9 protein-coding genes are annotated in these 12,251 nt (G+C 54.9%); 6 read left to right on the top strand and 3 right to left on the bottom strand.

What is annotated here, in order from left to right:
• Positions 1–4 precede the first annotated feature (4 nt).
• The 3 genes from bamB (at position 5) to WLO31_RS14970 (ending at position 3,085) form a co-directional block, all read left to right on the top strand.
• Positions 5–1,186, top strand: a complete 1,182-nt coding sequence (gene bamB, locus WLO31_RS14980) for an outer membrane protein assembly factor BamB (protein WP_435927408.1) — start codon at positions 5–7, stop codon at positions 1,184–1,186.
• A gap of 122 nt (positions 1,187–1,308) precedes the next feature.
• Positions 1,309–2,814 carry a ribosome biogenesis GTPase Der gene (gene der / locus WLO31_RS14975; RefSeq protein WP_435927407.1) on the top strand — a complete coding sequence of 502 codons (1,506 nt, stop codon included), beginning with the start codon at positions 1,309–1,311 and terminating at the stop codon, positions 2,812–2,814.
• Positions 2,815–2,863: 49 nt separating this feature from the next.
• Entirely contained in the window at positions 2,864–3,085 is a 222-nt protein-coding gene (locus tag WLO31_RS14970; RefSeq protein WP_435927405.1) for a zinc ribbon domain-containing protein, read from the top strand.
• 3 nt (positions 3,086–3,088) lie between these two features.
• Here the strand turns inward: WLO31_RS14970 and xseA are convergent, their stop codons facing one another.
• Positions 3,089–4,471: an exodeoxyribonuclease VII large subunit gene (gene xseA / locus WLO31_RS14965; RefSeq protein WP_435927404.1), complete on the bottom strand. Its 1,383-nt coding sequence runs from the start codon at positions 4,469–4,471 to the stop codon at positions 3,089–3,091.
• Positions 4,472–4,640: 169 nt separating this feature from the next.
• Here xseA and guaB point away from each other — a divergent pair, with 169 nt between their 5' ends.
• Together guaB and guaA are read left to right on the top strand one after the other, a co-directional pair.
• On the top strand, positions 4,641–6,107 hold the full coding sequence (guaB, locus tag WLO31_RS14960; RefSeq protein ID WP_435927403.1) for an IMP dehydrogenase: 1,467 nt from the start codon (positions 4,641–4,643) through the stop codon (positions 6,105–6,107).
• Between the two features lie 68 nt (positions 6,108–6,175).
• Entirely contained in the window at positions 6,176–7,753 is a 1,578-nt protein-coding gene (guaA, locus tag WLO31_RS14955) for a glutamine-hydrolyzing GMP synthase (RefSeq protein WP_435927400.1), read from the top strand.
• A gap of 132 nt (positions 7,754–7,885) precedes the next feature.
• Here the strand turns inward: guaA and WLO31_RS14950 are convergent, their stop codons facing one another.
• Positions 7,886–8,077 carry a YfgG family protein gene (locus tag WLO31_RS14950; RefSeq protein ID WP_435927398.1) on the bottom strand — a complete coding sequence of 64 codons (192 nt, stop codon included), beginning with the start codon at positions 8,075–8,077 and terminating at the stop codon, positions 7,886–7,888.
• A 357-nt stretch (positions 8,078–8,434) separates the two neighbouring features.
• On the opposite strand from WLO31_RS14950, the gene WLO31_RS14945 reads away from it, so the two are divergent.
• Positions 8,435–10,672: an EAL domain-containing protein gene (locus WLO31_RS14945; protein WP_435927397.1), complete on the top strand. Its 2,238-nt coding sequence runs from the start codon at positions 8,435–8,437 to the stop codon at positions 10,670–10,672.
• Positions 10,673–10,708: 36 nt separating this feature from the next.
• Here WLO31_RS14945 and ppx read toward each other — a convergent pair whose 3' ends face one another.
• Positions 10,709–12,250, bottom strand: coding sequence for an exopolyphosphatase (gene ppx / locus WLO31_RS14940; protein WP_435927396.1), 1,542 nt, complete (start codon positions 12,248–12,250; stop codon positions 10,709–10,711).
• Position 12,251 lies beyond the last annotated feature (1 nt).

The raw sequence follows: 12,251 nt of genomic DNA, 5'->3' as shown, positions 1-12,251 counted from the left end.
CACGATGCAATTGCGTAAATTACTTGTACCAGGGCTGATTTCTCTGACGCTGCTCAGCGGCTGTTCACTGTTCAGCGGCGAAGAAGACGTGGTTAAGATGTCTCCGCTGCCAGCGGTTGAAAACCAGTTCGAACCAGAAAAAGTGTGGAGCACTTCGGTCGGCGACGGAATTGGCGATTTTTATTCCAACCTTCATCCTGCCTGGCAGGAGAGCAACGTTTATGCGGCTGACCGTCACGGCACCGTAAAGGCGCTCAGCGCGGATGATGGCAAAGAAATCTGGTCTGTCGATCTCTCTGAGAAAACCGGCTTCTTCTCCCGTAACCGCCCGGCATTACTGTCTGGTGGCGTAACGGTTGCCGGCGCGCATGTTTATGTCGGCAGTGAAAAAGCGCAGGTCTTCGCGCTCAATACTTCCGATGGTAGTATTGCATGGCAAAGCAAAGCCGCGGGCGAGGTGATTTCTCGTCCGGTAGTCAGCGACGGTTTAGTACTGGTTCATACCAGCAACGGCCAGCTGCAGGCGATGAACGAGACCGACGGCGCCGTAGCGTGGACGGTTAACCTTGATATTCCGGCGCTCTCCCTGCGCGGCGAATCAGCACCGGCAATCGCTTTTGGTGCTGCGATTGTAGGCGGAGATAACGGGCGTGTCAGCGCGGTGCTGATGAAGCAGGGCCAGCTTATCTGGCAGCAACGCATCTCCCAGGCAACGGGCGCGACAGAAATCGATCGTCTGAGCGATGTGGATACTACCCCGGTTATCGTTAACGGCGTGGTTTACGCGCTGGCCTATAACGGCAACCTGACGGCGCTGGATCTGCGCTCTGGTCAGATCATGTGGAAACGCGAACTGGGTTCGGTGAACGACTTTATCGTTGACGCCAACCGCATTTTCCTGGTCGATCAAAACGACCGCGTTATGGCGCTGAACGCGGAAGGCGGCGTAACGCTGTGGACGCAGAGCGATCTGCTGCACCGTAACCTGACTTCTCCTGTGCTCTATAATGGCTATCTGGTCGTGGGCGATAGCGAAGGTTATATGCACTGGATCAACACCGACGACGGCCGTTTTGTCGCTCAGCAGAAAATGGACAGCTCCGGCTTCCAGAGCGAGCCGGTTGTCGCCAGTGATAAGCTGCTGATTCAGGCGAAAGACGGTACGCTGTACTCGATCAAACGCTAAACTTTCCTGAGCAAGCGGCGAGTATGAAACGGTTCCTGATATCCGGGAGCCGTTTCCTGTTTTTGAGAGCGGCGCATTCTGGCGCCGTTTGACAATGAATTTTGAGTAATGAGGCTTTTATAATGGTACCTGTGGTTGCGCTGGTCGGGCGCCCTAATGTTGGAAAATCCACGTTGTTTAACCGCTTGACGCGCACCCGAGATGCGCTGGTCGCGGATTTCCCGGGGCTGACTCGCGACCGCAAGTATGGTCGTGCTGAAGTGGAAGGCCGTGAATTTATTGCTATCGATACCGGCGGTATTGACGGCACGGAAGATGGCGTTGAGACACGCATGGCTGAACAGTCCCTGCTGGCGATTGAAGAAGCCGACGTTGTGCTGTTTATGGTGGATGCGCGCGCGGGCCTGATGCCTGCCGATGAAGCAATCGCTAAGCACCTGCGTTCGCGCCAGAAGCCAACCTTTCTCGTGGCGAACAAAACCGACGGCCTGGATCCGGATCAGGCGGTCGTGGATTTCTATTCGCTTGGTTTAGGCGAAATCCACCCGATTGCTGCTTCTCATGGCCGTGGCGTAACCAGCCTGCTGGAACAAGCGCTGATGCCGTTTATCGACGAAGTGAACCCGCGCGAAGCGGAAGAAGAAGTCGATGAAGATGCCGCCTACTGGGCCGCGTTCAATGCCAAAAACGGCATCGTTTCCGACGACGAAGAGCAAATCGAAGAGGAAGAAGAGGAAGCCTTTAACCCTCAGGATCTGCCGATTAAGCTGGCCATCGTTGGCCGTCCGAACGTAGGTAAGTCAACGCTCACCAACCGTATTCTGGGCGAAGATCGCGTGGTGGTTTACGACATGCCGGGCACCACCCGCGACAGCATCTACATTCCAATGGAGCGCGACGAACGCGAGTACGTGCTGATCGATACCGCTGGCGTGCGTAAGCGCGGCAAGATCACGGAAACCGTTGAGAAATTCTCCGTTATCAAAACGCTGCAGGCGATTGAAGACGCCAACGTGGTACTGCTGGTGATCGACGCCCGTGAAGGCATCTCCGATCAGGATCTCTCTCTGCTCGGCTTTATCCTCAATAGTGGGCGCTCACTGGTGATCGTAGTCAACAAGTGGGATGGCCTGAGCAATGAAGTCAGGGAGCAGGTGAAAGAGACGCTGGATTACCGCCTTGGCTTTATCGATTTTGCCCGCGTGCACTTCATCTCTGCGCTGCACGGCAGCGGCGTTGGCAACCTGTTTGAATCCGTTCGCGAAGCGTACGACAGCTCCACGCGCCGTGTGAGCACAGCGCTGCTGACGCGTATCATGAACATGGCGGCAGAAGACCATCAGCCGCCGCTGGTGCGTGGCCGCCGCGTGAAGCTGAAATATGCCCACGCCGGTGGTTATAACCCGCCGATTGTCGTTATCCACGGCAACCAGGTGAAAGACCTGCCGGATTCTTACAAGCGTTACCTGATGAACTACTTCCGCAAATCGCTGGACGTAATGGGTACGCCAATCCGCATCCAGTTCAAAGAAGGGGATAACCCGTTTGCCAACAAACGCAACACCCTGACGCCGAACCAGATGCGTAAACGTAAACGCCTGATCAAGCACATCAAGAAGAGCAAATAATGAAGACGGGAGCGACAGGCTCCCGTTCTGTTTTTTGAGGAGATAAACGATGGAACTCACTTGCCCGGACTGCGGCAAACCGCTTGCCGCGACGGAAAGCGGCGCGCATTGCGAAAGCTGCAGCCACGACTTCACGCTGGAAGCCCGCTGCCCGGAATGCCATAAGCCGCTGGAGGTGTTAAAAGCCTGCGGAGCCGTGGACTATTTTTGTCAAAACGGCCACGGTTTGATTTCGAAAAAACGAGTCGAATTCGTCCCTGTTGCCGGCTGAGTTCTATTTTTTCGCCGCAGCTTTACGCCTGCGGGCAGGTTTCGCCGGCGTTACGCCGGTGACCTGGCTTTCCACCCAACCATCTTCCAGACGCGTGGTTAGCCTATCCCCGAATTTCACCTGTGTAGTCTTTTTCAGCACTTTGCCGTCTGGCTGCGTTGTGACGCTGTAGCCGCGGGCAAGCGTTGCTAAAGGACTGACCGCTTCAAGCTGCGCCAGAGCAGTGCCAAAACGCTGGCGGGTTGCGTTCAGGCGCGCAGTTACCACCTGGGAGAGCCGGTACTCAAGCTGCTGAATGCGCGTCTGCGCGCGATGAATACGCGCCTGTGGCTGCTGCTGGTTAAGGCGCTGCGCCAGGCGTTGTTGCTGCTGAGCGCCGCGGCGCAGCCTGGCATCCATAGAGAGGGTCAGACGCTGCTGCAAACGTTCCAGCGTGGTCTGCTGGCGCGCCAGCCGCAGCTGTGGATGCTGCTGCTGTAAACGATGCTGCAGACGAGTAAAGCGCTGCGTACGCTGCGCAAGAGAGTAATCCATCGCCATTTCCATACGCATCTGCTGCGACTGAATCTGACGTAATAATTCCACCTGATTGCGGCTGACAATTTCTGCGGCTGCGGAAGGGGTAGGCGCGCGAACATCGCCGACAAAATCGGCGATCGTGACGTCAGTTTCGTGGCCTACGGCGCTAACGACGGGAATTTTACTTGCGAAAATAGCGCGCGCTACCCGTTCGTCGTTAAAACTCCACAAATCTTCCAGCGAACCGCCGCCGCGACCGACTATCAGCACGTCACATTCATCCCGTAAATTCGCAAGCTCAATCGCGCGAACGATTTGCGCTGGCGCATCCGCCCCCTGAACGGCGGTGGGGTAAATGATAACGGGAAGGGAAGGGTCACGGCGTTTTAACACATGCAGAATATCATGCAGCGCCGCGCCTGTTTTTGAGGTGATAACCCCTACCTGGCGCGCCGGGCTGGGCAGCGGTTTTTTGTACTGTTGTTCGAACAGCCCTTCCGCCGTCAGACGCTGCCTGAGCTGTTCATACTGCTGTTGCAGTAAGCCTTCGCCCGCCGGTTGCATACTTTCGACGATAATCTGGTAATCGCCCCGCGGCTCGTAAAGCGTGATGTTGGCGCGCACAAGGATCTGCTGCCCGTGCTGCGGTCGGAAAGTCACACGGCGGTTACTGTTGCGGAACATCGCGCAGCGCACCTGAGCGGTATCGTCCTTGAGGGTGAAATACCAGTGGCCGGAAGAGGGCTGGCTGAAGTTGGAAATTTCACCGCTGATCCAGACCTGCCCCATCTCCTGCTCCAGCAGCAAACGGACCGTCTGATTCAGACGGGTAACGGTAAAAATTGAGGAAGAATTTGCGTTGGGCATGTGAGCTGGATCAAATTTTAAATCAGCGGGTTATTCGGTTCATAGTACCTGCCCGGGCGTGAGTGGCAAGGAGTTTTCATAAAAAAGTGTGGATGCAATCGATTCCGCTCTGTATAATGCCGCGGCAATATTTTATCTGTTCTCATTCACCCCAGGTTGAGATATTGCCATGCTACGAATCGCCAAAGAAGCACTGACGTTTGATGACGTTCTCCTTGTTCCAGCCCACTCCACTATTCTGCCAAATACGGCGGATCTCAGCACCCAACTGACCAAAACTATTCGTCTCAATATCCCTATGCTCTCCGCAGCGATGGATACCGTGACCGAAGCACGCCTGGCAATTGCGCTGGCTCAGGAAGGTGGCCTTGGTTTCATCCACAAAAATATGTCGATTGAACGCCAGGCTGAAGAAGTCAGACGCGTAAAAAAACACGAAAGCGGCGTGGTCACCGACCCGCAAACCGTGCTGCCGACCACAACCTTGCGTGAAGTGAAAGATCTGACCGAGCGTAACGGCTTCGCAGGCTATCCCGTGGTTACCGAAGATTACGAGCTGGTCGGCATCATCACCGGCCGTGACGTGCGCTTCGTTACCGACCTGAGCCAGCCTGTCAGCGTGTACATGACGCCGAAAGAGCGCCTGGTTACCGTGAAAGAAGGCGAGGCGCGCGACGTCGTGCTGGCTAAAATGCACGAAAAACGCGTTGAGAAGGCGCTGGTTGTCGATAGCGGCTTCCATCTGCGTGGCATGATCACCGTAAAAGATTTCCAGAAAGCAGAGCGTAAACCAAACGCCTGTAAAGATGACCAGGGCCGTCTGCGCGTTGGGGCTGCCGTCGGGGCAGGCGCAGGCAATGAAGAGCGTATCGACGCTCTGGTAGCCGCTGGCGTGGACATTCTGCTGATTGACTCCTCTCATGGCCATTCCGAAGGCGTTCTGCAACGTATTCGTGACACTCGCGCAAAATATCCAGATCTGCAAATTATCGGCGGCAACGTGGCGACCGCTGCGGGCGCACGCGCGCTGGCTGACGCAGGCGTGAGCGCGGTGAAAGTCGGCATCGGCCCTGGCTCTATCTGTACCACTCGTATCGTAACCGGCGTGGGCGTTCCGCAAATCACCGCCGTAGCGGATGCGGTTGAAGCGCTGGAAGGCACCGGCATTCCGGTTATCGCCGACGGCGGCATCCGTTTCTCCGGCGATATCGCAAAAGCTATCGCCGCAGGCGCGTCTGCCGTGATGGTTGGCGGCATGCTGGCCGGTACGGAAGAATCCCCGGGTGAAATCGAACTCTACCAGGGCCGTTCATTCAAATCCTACCGCGGCATGGGTTCTCTGGGCGCGATGTCCAAAGGCTCTTCTGACCGTTACTTCCAGACCGATAACGCTGCGGACAAACTGGTTCCGGAAGGTATCGAAGGTCGCGTGGCTTACAAAGGTCACTTAAAAGCGATCGTTCACCAGCAGATGGGCGGCCTGCGTTCCTGTATGGGTCTGACCGGCTGTGGTACTATCGACGACCTGCGTACCAAAGCGGAATTCGTACGCATCAGCGGTGCGGGCATCCAGGAAAGTCACGTGCACGACGTGACTATCACGAAAGAGTCTCCGAACTACCGCATGGGCTCCTGATTCTCCTCGCCCGGCCATGCGCCGGGCGATTTACTTTATCTGTTTCACTTGCCTCGGAATTAGCGTCAATGACGGAAAATATCCATAAACATCGCATACTTATCCTGGATTTCGGTTCTCAGTATACCCAACTGGTCGCGCGCCGCGTGCGCGAGCTGGGCGTTTACTGCGAGCTGTGGGCATGGGATGTCACTGAAGCACAGATTCGTGAATTCAATCCAAGCGGCATCATTCTCTCCGGCGGCCCGGAAAGCACCACCGAGCTGAACAGCCCGCGCGCGCCTGAGTATGTGTTTGCAGCAGGCGTGCCGGTATTTGGCGTGTGCTACGGCATGCAGACCATGGCGATGCAGCTTGGCGGCCATGTTGAAGGTTCTAACGAACGTGAATTTGGTTACGCGCAGGTTGAAGTTAAAACCGACAGCGCGCTGGTTCGCGGTATTGAGGATTCGCTTAGCGCCGCGGGCAAACCGCTGCTGGACGTCTGGATGAGCCACGGCGATAAAGTCACGGCGATCCCTTCGGACTTCGTCACCGTCGCCAGCACCGAAAGCTGCCCGTTTGCCATTATGGCCAACGAAGAAAAACGCTTCTACGGCGTGCAGTTCCACCCGGAAGTGACGCACACCCGCCAGGGCCTGCGTCTGCTGGAGCGCTTCGTGCTGGAGATCTGCGGCTGCGAAGCGCTGTGGACGCCGGCAAAAATTATTGAAGACGCTATCGTGCGCCTTCGTGAGCAGGTCGGTAATGATAAGGTTATTCTTGGCCTGTCCGGCGGCGTGGATTCATCCGTTACCGCGATGCTGCTGCACCGCGCCATCGGCGACCGCCTGACCTGCGTCTTCGTGGATAACGGCCTGCTGCGTCTTAACGAAGCCGAGCAGGTAATGGAGATGTTCGGCGACCACTTCGGGCTGAACATCGTTCACGTTCCTGCGGAAGAGCGTTTCCTGTCGCAGCTGGCGGGTATTGACGATCCGGAAGCCAAGCGTAAAACCATCGGCCGCGTCTTTGTAGAGGTGTTCGACGAACAGGCGCTGCGTCTTGAAGACGTGAAGTGGCTGGCGCAGGGCACCATCTATCCGGACGTTATTGAGTCCGCGGCCTCGGCAACCGGCAAAGCGCACGTTATCAAATCTCACCACAACGTGGGCGGACTGCCGAAAGAGATGAAGATGGGGCTGGTTGAGCCGCTGAAAGAGCTGTTCAAAGACGAAGTGCGTAAAATCGGCCTGGAGCTGGGCCTGCCGTACGACATGCTTTACCGTCATCCGTTCCCGGGGCCAGGCCTTGGCGTGCGCGTGCTGGGCGAAGTGAAGAAAGAGTACTGCGACCTGCTGCGTCGCGCAGACGCCATCTTTATCGAAGAGCTGCATAAAGCCGATCTCTACAATAAAGTGAGCCAGGCGTTCACCGTATTCCTGCCGGTACGCTCCGTAGGGGTAATGGGCGACGGTCGTAAGTACGACTGGGTTGTCTCCCTGCGCGCGGTGGAAACCATCGACTTTATGACCGCACACTGGGCGCACCTGCCATACGACTTCCTTGGCCGCGTATCCAACCGCATTATCAACGAAGTTAACGGTATTTCCCGCGTGGTATACGATATTTCCGGCAAGCCGCCGGCAACTATCGAGTGGGAATGAGCCTGCTGAAGTTCTGACCAGACCAACAGGCGGCCATGTGTCGCCTGCTTCTTATCAACCATAGGTAAACAACAGGCGTGACGAAGCGCACTGGCAATCGGCAGTGAGGATTATTGTGCTTAAGAGGTTGCGTTACCGGTTAGCGGTATTCACTGACAGGCTGCTTTGCTGTGTCTGCGCTTTTTTGTCCTGATGATGATGCCAGGCGCCAATCGAGGAGTAGACAAAACGGCCAAAAAGGAAGAGAAAACTGATGAGCAGAATAATGCGGGTCATTCGACCGTTAAACCGGTGTCGTCTTCGCATACTCGTAACCTGTGTCACGCAAAAAGCCCTTAGAGTTTGCCCGGCAACCGCGGGCGACAAGGAGTATTTAGGCATAGCGGTGCGTCAGGGTCAATTCTCCACTATGTAAAAAAGCGTCAATACGAACGTGGTTTCGGGGCACATACGCTTTTCTTACCGTTTATATTCCCTTAATAATTCTTATTAAAAGGAGCTTTTTCATCCTCCCGGCAGTGACTTTACGTGTAAATTGATTTGTATCAATTCTTCCAGGCGATCCCTAACTAAAATTTGTACTCCGCGCCATAGCGATATGGTTTCTATCAGTCAGGCTGGAGCCCTTTCTGAACATTACCCGAGCAGGATTGACAGGGTTTCGGTTTCTGGCGACCATCTATGCACTTTGCGACCTGGTACAATAAATATAAAAATAGCTGGTGGACGTTGCCGCTGGTATTACCTGCATTAATGCTTCCTTTGGCCGTATGGTTTAATGCGAATACCATTATGGAAGGCGGGCGCGTTTTTTTGATTTATATGCCGCTTGGGCTGTTTACCGCTTTTTTGATGATCTTCGGCTGGGCTGCCTTGCCGGGCATGATCCTTGCGTTAGTGATTCGTTACCTTCCCCTAAAAGGGGAGTTCGTGACTATGCTTGCGCTCGTCCACTTTCTTTTGCCCGTTACGCTCAGTTTTGCCGCCTACCGGGTCTTTGTGCCGCGCCGCCACGCCGTAACCTTTGGCGTACTTTCACTTACCTTGCGGCGTATGTTCTGGCTGGTTCTGTTTAATTCCGCGCTTTTTCTTTTTATCTATCAAATCGGTCTTTTTTTGGGCTGGTACGACCCTTTTTTGAGTATGGTTTCGGAAAGCCCGCTTCATCCGCGCACGCTGATAAATTTCCAGGCGGTGCTGGTCGGCACCTTAACCGGTATGCCTTTTTTCTACTTCCTCATTCGGATGATAAAAAACCCGTATTTTATTTTTTCCTTCCAGTCCAGGATGCGGGCGCAGGCGCAGCGTGGCGTGACGAAAAGCGAAGTATTGCTCTGGGGCGGGCTGATGGCGCTGCTGGTGAATTTGCTCATCCTGCCGCTGGGCGATTCCACTTCTATTTTCAGAACGGACTATACGCTGACGCTTATTTTGCCGGTGATGTTGTGGGGGGCCATGCGGTTTGGTTTCCTGTTTATCACCACTATCTGGACAATCATCCTTGTTATCCTGTGTAGCGGATTTTATCACTACCTGCCGCCGGATATGGGATTCCAGCTTCACCTGGCCATCGCTTCTTCCTGTTACGCAATATTTTCCATAACGATTTATATGATGGCGGCAGTGACGACGCGTCAGCGCTTTCTGCATGCCAAAGCGCGCCGGGCCGCCTTTACCGATCCCATCATCCAGATGCCTAATTTGCGCGCGCTTAATCGCGATCTCGGGCGCCATCCCTGGTCCGCGCTCGCATTTCTGAGCATTCCTGAGCTTGAGCTGCTGGGACGAAACTACGGCGTGCTGTTACGCATCCAGTACAAACAGCAGATAGCCGAATATTTGCGTCAGAGCCTCATTGCGGATGAGCGGGTTTATCATCTTTCCGGGCATAATTTGGTCGTGAGATTAAACTACGAATCACACGAGGAGCGAATTGAAGCAATAGATCGGCGCGTGAAACAGTTCCGCTTTTTGTGGGATGGAATGCCGCTTCAGCCGCAGGTAGGCATCAGCTACTGCTACGTAAAGCACCCTGTAGCGCATCTCTATCTCTTGCTCGGCGAGCTCAGCACTATGGCTGAACTTTCGCTTACTACCTGCCATCCTGAAAACCTGCAGCAGCAGGGCTCAAACCGGCTGCAGAATAAGGTAAAAAGCAAGGTTGCGATGATGAATCGTCTGCAAATCGCCCTTGAATGCGGCAACTTTACGCTGATGGCGCAGCGTATCGAAGGGATGCGCGGCGATTCGTATCATGAAATATTGCTTCGCATGAAGGGTGAGAACGGCGAACTATTTACCCCGGACAGTTTCTTACCTGTGGCGCATGAGTTTGGCCTGTCGTCGAGAATTGACCATTGGGTTTTCGAAGCCACTTTGCGGTTTATGGACAAAAGTCGTGAACAACTGCCGGGCTGCCGTTTTGCCATCAACCTCACGCCCGCTTCCGTTAGCCGCATACAGTTCCCGGCAGAGGTTAAGCGCCTGCTGGAAAAATATAATATCGAGCCGTGGCAGCTGATTTTCGAAGTGACGGAAAGCAATTCGCTGACCAACCTGGAGCAGGCCAACATTACGCTTACCGCGCTTCAGCGCATGGGATGCCGCGTGGCTATTGATGATTTTGGGACGGGCTATGCCAGCTATGCGCGGCTGAAGAATATCAGCGCGGATATACTGAAAATTGACGGCAGCTTTATTCGCAACCTGCTTACCAGCAGCCTGGATTATCAGATTGTCGAATCTATCTGCCAGCTGGCGAGAATGAAAAAAATGCAGGTCGTGGCCGAATATGTGGAAAGCGAGGCGCTGAAGGATGCGGTGCAACACCTCGGTATTGATTATATGCAGGGATACTTAATTGGTTATCCGCAGCCGCTGGAATCGCTATTGAATATGGCTGAAAGTGAAGCTTTGTAGAGCGCAGAAAGGTTAGCGCCATCCGCTGCGGATAACTTAAGCCGCAATCGTCGGGCTGGCCTCTTCTTCAATCTTTAGCTGCCAGCCGGGCGTGTTATCCCAGTAAAGCTGTTCGCGCTCCAGGTCAAGAAGCACCAGTGTATTCTGGCTAAACCAGCCGTGCGGAAAACGCAGCGTCCAGTGATTCTCTTCGGTTTCCAGCACTAGCGTAGGCGGAGTGGTGGTGGCCTGTCGTTGATTATTGAGCAGCACGGCCAGGCGCAAAATCTGTATCAGCGGCAGGAACTGCTTTTTCTTAAACAGCGTAAAACGCGGCAAATCGTCAATTTTAATGCCCTTGCGGTGATAACGCACCAGCGAAGCGATAAGCATCTGCTGCTCCTGATTAAAACCGGGCAGGTTGCTGTGCTGCAGAATATAGGCCGAATGGCGATGCAAACCGCTGTGATTAATATTCAGCCCCACTTCATGCAACATGGCGGACCACTTCAGCAGCGCGGCCATTTGCGGGTTGGCAAGCTTCGGGTTCTGCTTTTCCCATTGCTGATAAATATGCTCGGTTGTGGCCAGCACTCGCCTGGCCTGATCGCTGTCGATATGGTACTGATCCGCGAGGCTCTGCGCGGTGCGGATGCGGATATCCTGATGACGGAAACGGCCTTCCATTTCGTATAGCACCCCTTCGCGCAGCGCCCCGTCGGAGAGACGAAGCTCGCGGATCGCCAGTGAATCAAACACGCCACAGAGAATGGCAAGGCCGGGCACAAACACCGCTTTTCGCTCTTCGGATAAACCCGGCAGGCTCATCGAGCTGAAATTTTTAAACTTCAGCACCTCATCGCACAGCATTTCCAGGCGTTCTGGGGTAATAATACCGTTCTTTTCGCCCATATTTAGGAGCACTTCATGTGCGGCCTTGATGGTGCCGGAAGCCCCCATCGCGACATTCCAGCCCTGCAGGCGATACTGCCAGGAGAGATTTTCCAGTTTTTGTACCGCCGCAAGGCGCGCCCGCCTGAAGTTTTCGGGCGTAATGACGCCCTGCGGGAAGAAGTTTTGCCCAAAGCTCACGCACCCCATGCGGCGGCTTTCCACCAGCATAGGCTCAAAATCTTCACCGATTACCAGCTCGGTGGAGCCACCGCCGATATCGATAACCAGCTTGCGGCCTTTTTCTGGCTGGGTGTGTTCAACGCCCATAAAAATCAGGCGCGCTTCTTCATTACCGGGAATAATTTCAATCGGATAGGGAATAACCTGCTCGGCGCGTTTAAGAAACACCTCGGCGTTAACCGCCTCGCGCAGGCTGTGCGTACCGACAATGCAGACGTTCGCCGCTGCGAAGCCCTGCAGGCGTTCGGCAAAGAGCGCAAGGCATGAAAGGCCGCGCTCCATCGCCTCTTCACTTAGCTCGTTGCGGGCATTAAGCCCGTCTGCGAGATGAACGCGTTGCTTTAAGCGCCCGATGATTTGCATCGCGCCGTCGACCACACGGGCAATCACCATGTGGAAACTGTTGGAGCCCAGATCGACCGCAGCAAACTCCTGCGGCCTGGGAGCATGTTTTTTTATCGGCATA

This window comes from Dryocola sharpae, assembly GCF_051307055.1.
Taxonomy (GTDB): Bacteria; Pseudomonadota; Gammaproteobacteria; order Enterobacterales; family Enterobacteriaceae; genus Dryocola.
Note: the sequence above shows the minus strand (reverse complement) of the source record. Positions and strands in the feature narration are given on the sequence as shown.